Source organism: Caenibius tardaugens NBRC 16725 (genome assembly GCF_003860345.1).
Classification (GTDB): Bacteria; Pseudomonadota; Alphaproteobacteria; order Sphingomonadales; family Sphingomonadaceae; genus Caenibius; species Caenibius tardaugens.
In genome coordinates, this window is sequence record NZ_CP034179.1 from 315,312 (window position 1) to 329,909 (window position 14,598).

Sequence of the window (14,598 nt, forward strand, 5' to 3'; positions counted from 1 at the left end):
CCGCGATCAGCCCGCGAGCGCCGCCTTGACCGCGGCCACCGCATCCGCGGCCTTGCCCCCGTCGGGGCCACCGCCCTGCGCCATATCAGGCCGGCCACCGCCGCCCTTGCCGCCCAGCGTTTCCACGCCTTTACGAACAAGGTCCACCGCGCTGAAACGGTCGGTCAGATCGTCAGTCACGGCCACGGCGAACGCCGCGCGCCCTTCGTTGACTGCGACCACGGCCGCCACGCCCGAACCGATGCGCTTCTTCGCCTCGTCCAGCAGGCCGCGCAGTTCCTTGGCATCCAGCCCGTCGATCACCTGCCCGGTGAACGTGACCCCGTTGATGGTTTCATCCGCAGGCGCAGCCGCCGCACCCGCATTGCCGCCACCGGACAGCGCCAGTTGCTTCTTCGCATCGGCCAGTTCGCGTTCCAGCCGCTTGCGTTCGTCCAGCAGCGCCAGGACACGCCCGGTCACTTCCTCGGGCGTGGACTTGATCGCCGCCGCCGCGGATTTCAGCATGTCTTCGCGGCCGACCAGCCATTGCCGCGCGTTTTCGCCGGTCAGCGCCTCGATACGGCGCACGCCGGACGACACCGCGCTTTCCGAAACGATACGGAACACGCCGATATCGCCGGTGGCGGCGACGTGCGTGCCGCCGCACAGTTCGACCGAATAGTTATAGCCGCTATCGTTCCAGTTGGAGCGCCCCATCGACAGCACGCGGACTTCTTCCCCGTACTTTTCACCGAACAGCGCCATGGCCCCGGCGGCAATGGCATCGTCGGGGCTCATCAACCGGGTGGTAACCGGATCGTTGTGGCGGATTTCGGCGTTCACTTCTGCCTCGATCGCCACGATGTCTTCCGGGGTCAGCGGCTTGGGATGCGAGAAGTCGAACCGCAGGCGGTCTTCCGCAACCAGCGAACCTTTCTGTGTGACATGATCGCCCAGTCGATTGCGCAGTGCCGCATGCAGCAGGTGCGTGGCCGAATGGTTGGCCCGGATCGCATCGCGCCGCGCCGCGTCAACCACCATGTGCACGGTATCGCCCACAGCAATGCGGCCACTGCGGATATGCCCCTGATGCGCATGCAACCGGCCCAGCGGCTTCGACGTGTCGGAGACCACGATATCCAGCGCGTTGCCGCCGCTGATCAGACCGGCATCGCCCGTCTGGCCGCCACTTTCGCCGTAAAACGGCGTCTGGTTGGTCAGCACGATGACATCTGTCCCGGCCACGGCGTGATCGGTTTCCTTGCCATCGACAATCAGCGAAACCACCCGCCCTTCGCCGGTAGTGGCGGTATAGCCGGTGAATTCGGTCGCGCCTTCGCGTTCGGCAATGTCGAACCACAGTTCGCCATCCGCCGCCGCGCCGCTGCCCTTCCATGCCGCGCGGGCCGCAGCCTTCTGCTGCGCCATGGCGGCGTCGAACCCTTCGCGATCCACGCCGATGCCCCGCGCCCGCAGCGCGTCTTCGGTCAGATCGTAGGGGAAGCCATATGTATCGTAGAGGCGGAACGCGGTTTCACCGGGCAGGCTGGCGCCTTCGCCCATATCCAGTGTCGCCTCGTCCAGCAGGCGCAGCCCCTTGTCCAGTGTCTGGCGGAAACGCGTTTCCTCGCGTTCCAGCACTTCGGTAACCAGCGCCTGCGCGCGGCCGAGTTCGGGATAGGCCTGCCCCATTTCCGCGACCAACGAAGGGACCAGACGATACATCAACGGTTCGGCTGCGCCCAGCAGATGCGCATGGCGCATGGCGCGGCGCATGATCCGGCGCAGCACATAACCGCGCCCTTCGTTCGACGGCAGCACGCCATCGGCGATCAGGAAACTGGTCGACCGCAAGTGATCGGCAATCACCCGGTGGCTGGCGGTGCGATCGCCTTCCGCCTTGACCCCGGTGAGGCTTTCCGATGCGGCGATCAGCGCCTTGAACGTATCGGTATCGTAATTGTCATGCACACCCTGCATGACCGCCGCGATCCGTTCCAGACCCATGCCGGTATCGATGCTGGGCTTGGGCAGTTCGCCGGTAATCTCGCCCGCAGTCTGTTCGTACTGCATGAACACGAGATTCCAGATCTCGATAAAACGGTCCCCATCTTCGTCCGCCGATCCCGGGGGGCCGCCCCAGATGTGATCGCCGTGATCGTAGAAGATTTCCGAGCACGGGCCGCACGGGCCATCATCGCCCATCGCCCAGAAATTGTCCTTGGTCGGGATGCGGATGATCCGGTCTTCCGGCAGGCCCGCGATCTTCTTCCACAGATCGAAAGCCTCATCATCGGTGTGATAGACCGTGGCCAACAGCTTTTCAGCCGGAAGCCCCCATTCCTTTGTCAGGAGAGTCCAGGCATTGAGAATCGCCTGTTCCTTGAAATAGTCACCGAAGGAGAAATTCCCCAGCATTTCAAAGAACGTATGATGCCGCGCGGTGTAACCGACATTGTCCAGATCGTTATGCTTGCCCCCGGCGCGGACGCATTTCTGCGAGCTGGTGGCGCGCGGGGCCGGCGGCGTTTCCAGACCGGTAAAGACATTCTTGAACGGGACCATGCCTGCGTTCACGAACATCAGTGTCGGATCGTTATAGGGAACGAGCGGCGCCGAAGGCACGATGGCATGGCCAGCATCCCCGAAATAGTCGAGGAAAGAACGGCGGATATCATTGGTCGAGCTCATTTGCAGGCAGTTAGGCGACGGCTGCGCCGGGGACAAGCGGGTAAAGAGCGTCAGAGTGAACGAAACAGGCGATCAATCGTTCCAGCGCGCCGAAACAATCCACGCCTGTGCCGGAAAAGAAACGACATCTCCGCTCCGAAAACGCGCAATCCACTGCCTTAAACGCTGTATCAACGCCTCTTTTTCTCCCGCGTCCGCAATATCGCGCAAGGCTTCGGCGGTCGGGCCGATATGCGTGAAGAAATGCAGCGCCTGATCCACACTGTCGCTGCCAACACCGCCAACCATCGCGAAGTCGACCGGGTCCATCGTGACCTGCCGCCATCCGGCGCGCGCGAGAATCGCCCGCACGTGTTCTTCCTCGGCAAAGGCGAACGGGCCAGCGGCGTAAGGATCGGCCGGGCGAGGAATATCGAGAATACGCGCCGATTCGGTAGCCCAGGGATTGCCTTCGGGCGAACGGAAGCACGAGAAAACCAGATGCGCCGCTTTCGCCGCGACGCCCCCGATGTGGCGAAAGGCGGCTTCGGGATCGTCAAAGAACATAACCCCATGGCGGGAAACGAGCAGATCGGGGCGGAAAGCGGGCGCCGGGGTCCATCGCGCGGCATCGCCCACGGCAAATTGCACGTGCGGATTATCGCCTGCACGGGCGCGGGCGGCAGCAATCATATCGGGTGAAATGTCGATCCCCAGAACGGTCGCATGGGGCCGGGCACTGGCAAGAGCGAGCGACAGTTCCCCTGCCCCGCAGCCGATATCGCAGATCGTGTCGCCCGGAATCCTTGCGAGTCGTTCCAGCAGCACTTGCGTCAGCCCGCCGAAAACCCTGTCGGTGGCAACGTAGTGATCCGCCCAGATCTGGCCAATGCGGTCACGCCATTCGTTCGCACTGTGCATGTCCGCAGTTTACGCCTGTTACATGCGATCGCCTAGTGGCCCGAATCTGAAGTTCGCAGCATTGTGAGGCAGGCGCTGAGCGAACTTCAGATTCATAAGGGTCACTAGAATTTATCGATTCTAGTGTGGTGGAACCGGCGCCCCAGCGATCCCCTGCCCGACCGAATGGAAGGACCGGCCCATACAAACGAAAAGACCGGCGGGAACCCTTACAGTTCACCCCGCCGGTCCGGTTTCGCAAGCGCGGAACACACCGCACTTCTTGAGGATCAGTTATCGTCGTCCGCGTCCGGACCCGACATCATTTCCTCGGCGACCTGATCGGTGCGGCCACGAATCGCGGCTTCCAACTTGTCGCAAAGCTCTGGATTATCCTTGAGAAACTGTTTCGCGTTCTCACGCCCCTGGCCGATGCGGACCGAGTCATAGCTGAACCATGCCCCCGACTTTTCCACCAGCCCGGCCTTGACCCCAAGATCGATCATCTCGCCAATCTTGGACACGCCTTCGCCATACATGATATCGAATTCGACCTGCTTGAACGGCGGGGCGACCTTGTTCTTGACCACTTTGACCCGGGTCGCGTTGCCGACGATTTCATCCCGATCCTTGATCTGGCCAGTGCGGCGGATATCGAGACGAACCGAGGCGTAGAACTTCAGCGCATTGCCGCCCGTGGTGGTTTCGGGATTGCCGTACATCACCCCGATTTTCATGCGGACCTGGTTGATGAAAATCACCAGACAGCGCGAACGGTTGATCGAACCGGTCAGCTTGCGGAGCGCCTGGCTCATCAGGCGGGCCTGCAGGCCGACATGGCTGTCGCCCATTTCCCCTTCGATTTCGGCCCGGGGCACGAGCGCGGCGACCGAGTCGATCACCAGCACGTCGATCGCATTGGAACGAACCAGCGTATCGACGATTTCCAGCGCCTGTTCGCCGGTATCCGGCTGCGACACGATCAGTTCATCGATATCGACGCCCAGTTTCTTGGCATAGACAGGGTCCAGCGCATGTTCGGCATCCACGAAAGCGGCGGTGCCGCCACCCTTCTGGGCTTCCGCAATCGCGTGCAGCGCCAGCGTGGTCTTGCCAGAGCTTTCCGGCCCGTAAATTTCGACGATGCGGCCGCGCGGCAGCCCGCCAATACCCAGTGCGATATCGAGACCGAGCGAACCGGTGGAGATCGCCTCGATCTGCATCGCTTCCCGGCTGCCGAGTTTCATGGCGGAACCCTTGCCGAACGCGCGGTCGATCTGGGCCAGTGCGGCATCGAGGGCCTTCTGACGATCCACGTTATTTTCCTTTTCAACGAGCTTCAGACTTGCCGACACGAGATGGCCTCCTTCGCGGTCCAGAGCAAGCGGCGGGAACGGGTATCACACAGCTTTGCTCGCACTGTTCGAAGAAGGATGTATCCCATTTGTTCCACAAGAACAAGAGTGGAACAAAATTTTTCACGAACGCGGGGAAATGACCCAATTCAGCGCCCGGACGTAAGGATTTCCGCCACTTTATCACCGATCTGCTGCACAGAGAACGGCTTCGGAATGAAGTACATGTTCTCCAGATCGATCTGATCGCGCAGTTGCGCCTCGGCGTAACCCGACATGAACAACACCGGCAAACCGGACGCCACCTTGCGAATTTCCCGCGCCATGGCCGGGCCATCCATCGTCGGCATGACCACATCCGACACGACGAGATCGAAGACCCCGCCCTTGCGCACGTGTTCCAGACCTTCTTCCCCATCGGTGGCCGTTGTCACATCATAGCCTTGCCGGGCCAGCGCGCGTTCCGCCACCGCCCTGACGGTGTCTTCGTCTTCCACCAGCAGGATGCGCCCGCCGCCAGACCATTCCTGGGCCGGTTCCACTTTGTCCTGCTCCGCCCTTACCGGCGGCCTGATCCCGTCCGCAGTGCGGTGAACCGGCAGATAGATGATGAACCGTGCGCCCAGCGTGCCGCCGTTCTGGCCTGGCACGTTTTCCGCGAAGATGAACCCACCCGATTGCTTGACGATGCCATAAACGGTGGAGAGGCCAAGGCCGGTGCCACGCCCCTTTTCCTTGGTGGTGAAGAACGGTTCGAAAATCTTGCCGAGATGTTCGGGCGGAATGCCGCCCCCCGTATCCTCCACAATCAGCGCCGTATAATCGCCGATCGGTATCACATTGCCCTTCATCCGCCGCACATCGGTCGCCGCGATGCGGCGGGTCACCATGGTCAGCGTGCCGGTGCCGTCGCCGCCTGCGCGTTCGGCCCGCGCCTGCATGGCATCGCGGGCATTCACCGCGAGATTGATAATGACCTGTTCGAGCTGCTGCGGATCGGCCCGCACGGCACCCAGTTCCCGATCGTGATTGACCTTGAACTGGATTTTTTCGCCCAGCAGACGCTTCAGCAGTTGCGAAACTTCGGCCACCACATCGGGCATTTGCAGCACTTCGGGGCGCAGGGTCTGCTGGCGGGAGAATGCCAGCAACTGCCGCGTCAACGAAGCCGCGCGGTTGGAGTTGGCGCGAATTTGCTGGATATCGTCATAATCGCTGTCACCCGGCGTGTGGCGCAGCAGCATGAGATCGCAATAGCCGATGATCGCGGTCAGCACGTTGTTGAAATCGTGCGCCACACCGCCGGCAAGCTGGCCGACAGCCTGCATTTTGGTCGCCTGCGCAACCTGCCGCTTCAGCCGGGCTTCTTCCGTCGTATCGGCAAGGCTCAGCAGGACAGCGGCGTCGCCCATCCCACGCACGCCTGCAAGGCCAAGCGAGACCGGTTCATCGGCCATGCGCTGCAGACGCACCGCGAGATCGCCCGAACTGGCAGGCCCTTGCGCGTAACGGCGCACGGCATCGACCAGCGGCCCCTTGTCATCCTTGACCACGAGATCCGAGGGATAAGGCGGCAGCACGCGCCCGTCCACACCCGCTGCCCGCAGGAAAGCGGCATTGGCGAAGAGGAAACGCCCGTCGCGATCGGTCATCGCAAGGCCCAGCGGCAATTGCGACAGCAGGGCTTCAAGCTGGGGTGCCCCGCCCACACCTTCCGCCACGACACCGCCCCCGACGCCCACGCCCGCATCGAGCAGCAGCATCAGCGACAGCGCGGTGGCATGCACGCCCGGACCATCCTTGGCGGCATCGCCCAGCGGAACGTGTACCAGCGTCTGCGGTGTGCCCTTGCGCCCTTCCCGCGCGAAGAAAATGCGATCGCGTTCATCGCTGCGCAGCAGCGTGACGAAATCCTGCCCGGCCATCGTCGCGTTTTCGTCGCCCGCAGCCCGATAGGCAAAGCCGGAACTGGCGGCGCGGATCGCGCCTTCCGGCCCGACCAGTACCGATTCTATCCCCGCGCGCGACAAGGTCGCGCCGAACACGCCCGCGATGCGATCGCCCAGATCGGCAAGCGGATCGGCCACCGACAATGCGGTGAAGCGCCAGACGAGATAATCTTCGCCACGCCCGGCACGCACCACTTCGGCGTGCCAGCTACGGTGGGCCTGCCCATCCGCACCGCGCAGGAGATCGGCTGCGGCCACACCATCGCGCCATGCGATCCGCGCAGCGCGGGCCGCCAGTTCCATCGACGCCGGATCGAATCCCAGCGCTGGCGGCGCATTGCCGACACCGAACCAGTCGATATAGGCGCGGTTGGCGCAGACCAGTCGGTTGGCCTTGTCGGTGATCGCAACCCCGCAATCAGGCCGTTCGATCGCGGATACCGTCACCGACCAGTCGGGCACGGCCAGTTCGCCCGTTTCCTTCACCGCGCGCGGGCGGCTTACCACCCAGCCCAGCGCACCCAGCACCAGCAAGCCGCCGCCATAGGCCGCAGCCACGCTCGCCGCGCCGGTCACCACCCAGATCAGAATGACACTGACCAGAAGAGCGCCACCAACGATCGCTGCATCGGCGCGGCGCGCCGCGATATGTTCGCCGATCATGCCATGGGCGTCCGGTTGCGCGCGCGCATGACCCGTGCCTTGCGCTTGCGCCCGATCCAGGCGCGCCAGGCAAATCCGGTCACGAAATAGCTGACAGCCGAAGACACGATCGCAATCAGCACCAGCCCGAACGCGGTGACCAGCGTGGCCCCGGTCAGCCATTGCAGCGCATCCTGCAATTCGGTGCGTTCAATCGCGGTGTTCACCGGCGCGATCACGGTCATCGCATCGACATGCAGCAGCCAGCTGCCGATCTTGTAGGCGATGACCCAGAGAATGGGCGTGGTGAACGGATTGGTGATGAATGTGGTCAAAGCCGCCACTGGCACATTCGCGCGCACGGAAAAGCTGAGCAGCGCCGCAAACAGGATCTGCGCGAACGGAATCAGAATACCCACCAGCATGCCCAGCGCGACACCGCGCGGCACCGAGCGGCGGGTAAAACGCCACAGTTCCGAACGCAGCACGCGATGCGCGAAGGGGCGAATCCAGCGGTTCCGCTCCAGTTCTTCCCGCGTCGGCATGTTGCGGCGGGTCCAGCTGACTATTCGGCTTCTCACGGTAATTGCATTCATGAACTCGGACAAAGACCTCGGTCACCGGGAACGGCAGGATCACCCCATCGCATAGCAGCCCCGAACGACGGGTGAATGGATGCCCCTTCGCGCGGCACAAGACAATCGGCAAGTATCATAGCGCCGGGCGTGCCCCGGTCTGCGACAAAGGGTGCGATACGGGCGCGGGCAGCGGTTCAGCCCTTTTCGCGCATGATCCGTGCCTGATCACGCTTCCAGTCACGGTCCTTGATGCTGGCGCGCTTGTCATGCGCCTGCTTGCCCTTGGCCAGCGCCAGTTCCACTTTCGCACGGCCGCGCGAATTGAAATAGACGGACAGCGGCACCAGCGTCATGCCCTTGCGTTCGACCGCGCCCTGCAACCGGGAAATTTCCCGTTCGTGCAGCAGAAGTTTGCGCGGGCGCTTGGGCACGTGGTTGAACCGGTTGCCGTGGCTGAATTCGGGGATGTTCGAATTGATCAGCCAGGCTTCTTCGCCCTTGATCTCGGCATAGGCTTCCGTGATCGACCCTTCACCGAAACGCAGCGATTTCACTTCGGTGCCGGTCAGGGCAATCCCCGCCTCGAACGTATCCTCGATATGATAGTCGAACCGCGCGCGGCGATTTTCCGCGACGGTCTTCTTCTTGTCGAACGTGGAATGTTTGGGGCGTGCCATGGTCCGGCGGCATGTAGGGGCTTGCGCCCCGATTGCAAAGCCCGGCGCAACCGAAATGGGTGGCGCCGGGGGTTTAAGTGGAAAATCGCCCGCTCAGACGAGCCCGGCATGTTCCAGCGCCGCGTCCACGGCCTTGCGCGTGGCGGCGTTGCACGGCGTCAGCGGCAGACGCATTTCCTCGGTCATCCAGTCATGTACGCGCGTCAGCGCGTATTTTACCGGCCCCGGCGAGGCATCCTCGAACATGGCATAGTGCAGCGGATAGAGCCTGTCGTTCAATTCGCGCGCAAGGGCCAGATCATTGCTGGCAATCGCGGCCTGGAAATCGGCGCAGAGACGCGGCGCGACATTGGCGCTGACCGAGATACAGCCGACACCGCCTGCTGCGCTGTGCGGCAGCGACAGTTCGTCATCGCCGGAAAGCTGGCAGAACTGCGCCGAAATGCCCATGCGATGATCGGTCACGCGCGACAGATCGCCGCTGGCGTCCTTGATCCCGACAATCTTCTGCGGATAACGCCGGGCCAGTTCGACCACGGTTTCGGGCGCGATGTCCGTCACCGTGCGGCCGGGCACGTTATAAACCACGATCGGCAGGCCGCCATTGTCCGCAAGATAGGAGAAATGCGCGATCACCCCTTCCTGATTGGGGCGGTTGTAATAGGGCGCAACGACCAGCGCGGCATCCGCGCCAATTTTCTGCGAATATTCAATATGCATCAGCGCGGTCTTGGTATCGTTCGATCCGCAACCCGCAATCACCGGCACCCGGCCCGCCGCCTGTTCGACACAGACCTGGATAACCCGATGGTGTTCGTCATTGGTCAGCGTCGAGGCTTCACCGGTCGTACCGCAGGGGACAAGCGCCTTTGAACCGCTCTCGATCTGCCAGTCGACAAGCCGCCGGAAGGCCGATTCATCGAACGCTCCGTCGCGAAATGGTGTAACCAAAGCCGGGATAGAACCGGAAAACATGGACTTCGCCTTTGCAATTGCCCCAATATGATAGCGAATCTCCCGTGTCGGAAGTGCCTCGGGGTACGTTGTTCAGCGCCTGATAAGGAGCCTAAGGCCAGAATGTCCAGCATGGTCCGCATTCAAAAGCTCGCTTGCCTCGCCCTTCTTCCCGTTCTGACTGCTTCTGCGCCCGCCCAGGCCAATGAAGCAGCGTCGTGGGATAATGCCCGTGCATCGCTCGTCGCGAGCCAGCCGGGCGCTATCGCATCGGCAATCGATCGCTGGCAGCGGCTGACCGCGTCATCCGCTTTCGGGTTCGATGACTATGCAAGTTTTCTGCTGTCCTATCCGGGATTTCCGTTCGAATCGCGGCTGCGCGGCTATGCCGAAGCCAAGCTGGAGCAGACCCCGATTCCGGCAGAACGGGTTGTCGCGTTCTTCGATCGCTACCCTCCGCAAAGCAATGCCGCGCGGGCACAATATGCGCTGGCTCTGATGAACCTGCGACGGCCGCAGGCGGAACAATGGGCGCGCGACGCATGGCGCGGCGGCTCGATGAGCGCCAGTGCAGAAGCCACCCTGTTTGCGCAATATGGTCGCTTCTTCACGCAGGCCGATCATGACGCCCGCATGGACGCCCTGCTGTGGAACCGTGATTCCGCAGCCGCAACGCGCCAGTTTTCTTATGTTTCCGCTGCCAGCAGGCCGGCATTCATGGCGCGCATGTCATCGGCACAGGGCAGCGACCCGGTGGCGCTGGGCATTGCCATTCCCGCCGATGCGCGCAGCGATCCGGGCTATCTGTTCAACCGGTCGCGCCAGTTGCGCCGCAGCGGACGCTCGTCCGAGGCAGCCGATCTGATGGCCAACCGCCAGCCGCTCGCCACTTTGCCGAATGACCAGACGGACTGGATCGAGGAGCTGCTGGTCAATGCCCGTTCGGGCGGTGCGCGCACGGCGCAGCGCATCGCCGCAATGGCCGACGATGCCTTTCCTTCGGGAACGGACATCAGCGGATTGGGCTTCAAACTGCGGGACGATTATACGTCGCTGATGTGGCTGGGCGGGACGAAGTCGCTGTGGGAACTGGGCGATGCACGCGGAGCCGCACCGTTGTTCTACCGTTATGGGGCCGCCGCCCGCACCCCGCAGACCCGGTCTAAAGGGTTCTACTGGGCCGGGCTTGCCGCTACCCGGGCTGGCGACAATTCGGGGGCGCAGCGCTATTTCGAAATGGCCGCAGCCTACTCCGACCAGTTCTACGGGATGCTCTCGCTCGAACGGCTGGGGCGCCGTATGCCTGAATTGCGGCGCACATCATCGGTCACACCATCGCAGCAGGAACGGTCGACATTCTACGCCCGCCCGCTGACCGCCGCCGTGCGCGAAGTCGCCCGTAATGCCCCCTGGAGTGTAACCATACGCTTCTTCCGCGAAATTTCGGATCAGGCACGCACCGAAGGCGAACATGTGCTGGTGCACGAACTGGCGCAAAGCCTGGGACGCCGCGATCTGGCGGTGATTAATGGCGAGAAGGCGCAGGAACACGGTTTCAGCATGTTCCACGCAGCGGCTTTCCCGACAATCTCCGCCCCGGCAGGTACGAACTGGACCATGGTTCACGCCATTACCCGGCAGGAAAGCCAGTTTTCGCAGAATGCCGTCAGCCATGCCGGTGCGCGCGGGCTGATGCAGCTGATGCCGGGCACCGCGCAGGAACAGGCGGGCAAGCTGGGCATGCAATATATGAGCGCATCGCTGATCAGCGATCCGTCCTACAACATGCGGCTGGGCGACGGCTATTTCCAGCGAATGCTGAACTATTACGGCGGCAGTTATCCGCTGGCCGTGGCCGCCTATAACGCCGGGCCCGGCAACGTGAACAAGTGGATCACCCGCAATGGCGATCCGCGCAGCGGCGGGCGCAACTGGATTGAATGGATCGAACAGATCCCGATTTTCGAAACCAAGAACTACGTTCAGCGCGTGCTTGAAAACGCCGTTGTCTATGAGCGGATGAATCCGGACAAGGTCGGCCAGGGCGGCCCGAAATCCGTAAGCTGGTTCCTCGGCAAGAACACACCGGGCTGACCCGGTCCGTGAAAAAGGTTGAAGGCAATCCGATAACCCCGGCAGGTCTTGCCGCGCTCAAGGCGCGGTACGATCACCTGCTGGGCAAGGAACGACCGGAGGTTGTCGAGATCGTCAGTTGGGCCGCCGGCAACGGCGATCGCAGCGAAAACGGCGACTATCTCTATGGCCGCAAGCGCATGCGTGAAATCGATCGCGAACTGGCGCACCTGTCACGCCGGATGAAAGCCGCCCGGGTGATCGATCCGGGGGAACAGCCGGACAAGTCGCGCGCATGGTTCGGCGCGACGGTGACCATCGCCGACGAGGACGACGACCAGCGCACAATCACCCTCGTCGGGGATGACGAGCAGGATGCCAGTGCAGGCCGGATCGGATGGAGTTCGCCCATGGCGCGCGCCTTGCGCGGGGCCGGCCTCGGCGATTTACGCAACGTCCGCCTGCCGGGTGGCGAGAAGGAATGGGAAGTGATCGCCATTTCCTATACCGGGCCCACCTGATAGTCTCATTGCGGGGCGTCACGGGGAACAGCGTATGGCCGAAATCATCAATCTGCGCATGGCCCGCAAGGCGAAAGCCCGCGCGGACAAGGAAAAGCAGGCGGAGACGAACCGCGCGCTGAACCGGCTCAGCCGGATCGAACGCCAGTACCGCGAACAGGAAGCCAAACGTGCCGCCCGCGATCTCGATGGCAAGAAGCGCGACCCGCATAACGATGATCAGGCCTGATGCGCACCACTTATGACGGCGCGACCGTGCGCCTCTATCATCTGGACAGCGCGGCCGAAGGCGGCGCGGCCAATACCCTGTTCTACGGCCCGCTGGACGAAGCGATGCGGATCGCCGCAGCACAGCCCGAAGCGGTGCAGGATGGCCTGTTCATCGCAACCGATAACGATGTGATCGCATGGTGCGATCTGATGGGAGAATAAAATGTCGACGTCCAACGACCCACGCGATGAACTGGCCATACGCAATCTGATTGCGCGCATGGCGCAGACGGCAGACCGTGGCACAGTGGACGATTACGCCCCGATGCTGGCGCCCGATGCCCGCTGGATCATGCCCACCGGCGATCCGGCCGTGGGGCCCGATGCGATTCTGGATGGGGTGCGTGCGCGCCGCGCGGCGGGCACCGCAGGCCCGGGATCGGGCACCCGCCACATGATCACCACCACCACGGTCGATGTGCAGGGCGATAGCGCGAACGCTCTGTCCTACTGGCTCTATCTCAGCACCGGCACAGACCCCAAAATCCTGATGACCGGCGTGTACACCGACACCTTCCGCCGCGATCCCGCAGGCTGGGTGTTCGTCCAGCGTATCTCGGCGCTGGAATGACCGGCACGCCGTCCGTATCGCCTGCCCCGCGCGTCGGTATCTTTTCCCCTACCCCCAATTCTGCGATGAGGCAGCCAATGCTGCGCCCCTCCCACACAATCCTGCGCGCCACGATCCTGCGCCCTGCCCTTTGCGCCACCCTGCTTGCTGCCGGGCTGGCCAGCCCGGCCATGGCGCGCGACAGTCTGGGTATTTACGACAGTTGGGGCGCGTTCCGCGATCCGGGCGCGCAACCGCGCTGCTATGCCATTGCCAAGGCCAATCCGGGCACCGCGCGGCGCGATTTTGAACCCACCGCCAGTGTCGGCACCTGGCCGAAACGGCAGATCCGCAACCAGATCCATTTCCGCCTCTCGCGCAAGATTCTGCCCGCAGGAAAGATCACCCTGTTTCTGGGTGGCAAACGGTTTGCGCTGACCGGGGGTGGCGCCGATGCCTGGGCGGTCGATGCGGCGATGGATGCCGCGATTGTGGCGGCCATGCGCTCTGCCGGCAGCATGTCGGTCAGTGCCCTGGATGAACGCGGCAACGCCTTCACCAATACCTACGGTCTGGCAGGCGCGGCCACGGCGCTGGATGCCGCCCTGCTGGGCTGCGCAAAACTGCGCTGAGGCGGGCCACTACACCTTCGTAAAATGCACCCCCCAAAACGCAACGGGCCAAACGCAACGGGCCGAGGCATAGCCCCGGCCCGCCCCCTCTCATCCCGATCGGATCAGAAACGCATGCCGACCGCAGCAACGACCTGATGGCGGTCGGTGTCTACGTCAAAACTGTGCGTGTCCGGACCGCCATCACCGAAGTCGAACTTGGCGTCTTCGTACTTCGAATAGCGGTATTCGATCTTGGCAAAGGTGTTCGTGCTGATCGCCTGTTCCACACCGGCGCCCACGCGCCAGCCGTCCAGCTTGAACTTGCTGCCGTAATCCACGTCGCCATAGTTGGCGATCGCCTTGAGCTGGGCATTGGTATAGCCACCCTTGGCATAGATCAGCGTGGAAGGACCGACCTTGGCGCCAACGCGCGCGCCAATATAGATGTCACGCCCGGTCTTCACGCGGCCATAGCCGAAGTCTTGCATTTCGCCGTTGCGAAAACGGGTTTTGGCGGTGGAGTCGGACAGTTCCGCTTCGGCGCCCAAGACCACGCCGCCGAGATCCGCGTCATAACCGACGCCGATACCGTAAAGCAGACCGTCCATCGAATTGTTGCGATCGTAGATATCGTCAATCGAACTGCCGGCTTTCACTTTGTCATAACCGATGATGGCTTCGACACGCGGCCCAGTGAAGGTTGAATCCTCCTGCGCGAAGACAGGGGTTGCAACAGCAATGGCCGATCCCGCAGTTGCAATTGCAAGAAACTTTTTCATAGATACGTCCTCAGTTGATTCCTGGGTTCGACCGGTCTGGCCGACGCCCCCCAAATGGTTAACGCATGGGCCGGTTCCCCCATT

General features: G+C 62.8%; 14 protein-coding genes. 6 read left to right on the forward strand and 8 right to left on the reverse strand.

All coding sequences use genetic code 11. The features are described from left to right. Positions 1-6 precede the first annotated feature (6 nt). The 7 genes from alaS to dapA form a co-directional block, all read right to left on the reverse strand. Positions 7-2,673, reverse strand: coding sequence for an alanine--tRNA ligase (gene alaS / locus EGO55_RS01655; RefSeq protein WP_021689246.1), 2,667 nt, complete (start codon positions 2,671-2,673; stop codon positions 7-9). Positions 2,674-2,745: 72 nt separating this feature from the next. After that, the gene (locus tag EGO55_RS01660) at positions 2,746-3,573 is read right to left on the reverse strand and encodes a class I SAM-dependent methyltransferase (protein ID WP_021689247.1); all 828 of its coding nucleotides are present in this window, start codon (positions 3,571-3,573) and stop codon (positions 2,746-2,748) included. 269 nt (positions 3,574-3,842) lie between these two features. Further along, complete coding sequence (recA, locus tag EGO55_RS01665; RefSeq protein WP_021689248.1) at positions 3,843-4,907, reverse strand: recombinase RecA; 1,065 nt, start codon at positions 4,905-4,907, stop codon at positions 3,843-3,845. Positions 4,908-5,056: 149 nt separating this feature from the next. Next, complete coding sequence (locus EGO55_RS01670) at positions 5,057-7,519, reverse strand: hybrid sensor histidine kinase/response regulator (RefSeq protein WP_021689249.1); 2,463 nt, start codon at positions 7,517-7,519, stop codon at positions 5,057-5,059. Then, positions 7,516-8,079, reverse strand: coding sequence for a DUF2062 domain-containing protein (locus tag EGO55_RS01675; protein ID WP_040715089.1), 564 nt, complete (start codon positions 8,077-8,079; stop codon positions 7,516-7,518). The genes EGO55_RS01670 and EGO55_RS01675 overlap by 4 nt, the downstream gene beginning before the upstream one ends. A 191-nt stretch (positions 8,080-8,270) precedes the next feature. After that, the gene (gene smpB / locus EGO55_RS01680; RefSeq protein ID WP_021689251.1) at positions 8,271-8,753 is read right to left on the reverse strand and encodes an SsrA-binding protein SmpB; all 483 of its coding nucleotides are present in this window, start codon (positions 8,751-8,753) and stop codon (positions 8,271-8,273) included. A gap of 93 nt (positions 8,754-8,846) precedes the next feature. After that, positions 8,847-9,728, reverse strand: a complete 882-nt coding sequence (dapA, locus tag EGO55_RS01685) for a 4-hydroxy-tetrahydrodipicolinate synthase (protein WP_021689252.1) — start codon at positions 9,726-9,728, stop codon at positions 8,847-8,849. Between the two features lie 102 nt (positions 9,729-9,830). Here dapA and EGO55_RS01690 point away from each other — a divergent pair, with 102 nt between their 5' ends. The 6 genes from EGO55_RS01690 to EGO55_RS01715 all read left to right on the forward strand — a co-directional run bounded on the left by EGO55_RS01690 (position 9,831) and on the right by EGO55_RS01715 (position 13,753). Beyond that, on the forward strand, positions 9,831-11,801 hold the full coding sequence (locus EGO55_RS01690) for a lytic transglycosylase domain-containing protein (protein WP_040715025.1): 1,971 nt from the start codon (positions 9,831-9,833) through the stop codon (positions 11,799-11,801). A gap of 8 nt (positions 11,802-11,809) precedes the next feature. Further along, positions 11,810-12,301: a GreA/GreB family elongation factor gene (locus EGO55_RS01695; protein WP_021689254.1), complete on the forward strand. Its 492-nt coding sequence runs from the start codon at positions 11,810-11,812 to the stop codon at positions 12,299-12,301. A 34-nt stretch (positions 12,302-12,335) separates the two neighbouring features. Then, positions 12,336-12,530, forward strand: a complete 195-nt coding sequence (locus tag EGO55_RS01700; RefSeq protein ID WP_021689255.1) for a DUF4169 family protein — start codon at positions 12,336-12,338, stop codon at positions 12,528-12,530. Then, the gene (locus tag EGO55_RS01705; RefSeq protein WP_021689256.1) at positions 12,530-12,733 is read left to right on the forward strand and encodes a hypothetical protein; all 204 of its coding nucleotides are present in this window, start codon (positions 12,530-12,532) and stop codon (positions 12,731-12,733) included. The genes EGO55_RS01700 and EGO55_RS01705 overlap by 1 nt, the downstream gene beginning before the upstream one ends. 1 nt (position 12,734) lies before the next feature. After that, positions 12,735-13,142, forward strand: a complete 408-nt coding sequence (locus tag EGO55_RS01710) for a nuclear transport factor 2 family protein (RefSeq protein WP_021689257.1) — start codon at positions 12,735-12,737, stop codon at positions 13,140-13,142. Between the two features lie 77 nt (positions 13,143-13,219). Further along, positions 13,220-13,753 (forward strand): hypothetical protein, encoded by a 534-nt coding sequence (locus EGO55_RS01715; RefSeq protein ID WP_021689258.1) that lies wholly within the window; start codon positions 13,220-13,222, stop codon positions 13,751-13,753. Between the two features lie 104 nt (positions 13,754-13,857). On the opposite strand, the gene EGO55_RS01720 is transcribed toward EGO55_RS01715, so the two are convergent. Beyond that, on the reverse strand, positions 13,858-14,514 hold the full coding sequence (locus EGO55_RS01720; RefSeq protein WP_021689259.1) for an outer membrane protein: 657 nt from the start codon (positions 14,512-14,514) through the stop codon (positions 13,858-13,860). Positions 14,515-14,598: the final 84 nt, after the last annotated feature.

Excerpts from the sequence above, each read along its gene's own strand:
- dapA (WP_021689252.1), bottom strand. The coding sequence starts at position 9,728 with ATGTTTTCCGGTTCTATCCCGGCTTTGGTTACACCATTTCGCGACGGA.
- EGO55_RS01700 (WP_021689255.1), top strand. The coding sequence starts at position 12,336 with ATGGCCGAAATCATCAATCTGCGCATGGCCCGCAAGGCGAAAGCCCGC.
- EGO55_RS01720 (WP_021689259.1), bottom strand. The coding sequence starts at position 14,514 with ATGAAAAAGTTTCTTGCAATTGCAACTGCGGGATCGGCCATTGCTGTT.
- EGO55_RS01710 (WP_021689257.1), top strand. The coding sequence starts at position 12,735 with ATGTCGACGTCCAACGACCCACGCGATGAACTGGCCATACGCAATCTG.
- smpB (WP_021689251.1), bottom strand. The coding sequence starts at position 8,753 with ATGGCACGCCCCAAACATTCCACGTTCGACAAGAAGAAGACCGTCGCG.
- EGO55_RS01705 (WP_021689256.1), top strand. The coding sequence starts at position 12,530 with ATGCGCACCACTTATGACGGCGCGACCGTGCGCCTCTATCATCTGGAC.
- EGO55_RS01670 (WP_021689249.1), bottom strand. The coding sequence starts at position 7,519 with ATGATCGGCGAACATATCGCGGCGCGCCGCGCCGATGCAGCGATCGTT.
- EGO55_RS01690 (WP_040715025.1), top strand. The coding sequence starts at position 9,831 with ATGTCCAGCATGGTCCGCATTCAAAAGCTCGCTTGCCTCGCCCTTCTT.
- alaS (WP_021689246.1), bottom strand. The coding sequence starts at position 2,673 with ATGAGCTCGACCAATGATATCCGCCGTTCTTTCCTCGACTATTTCGGG.
- EGO55_RS01660 (WP_021689247.1), bottom strand. The coding sequence starts at position 3,573 with ATGCACAGTGCGAACGAATGGCGTGACCGCATTGGCCAGATCTGGGCG.
- EGO55_RS01715 (WP_021689258.1), top strand. The coding sequence starts at position 13,220 with ATGCTGCGCCCCTCCCACACAATCCTGCGCGCCACGATCCTGCGCCCT.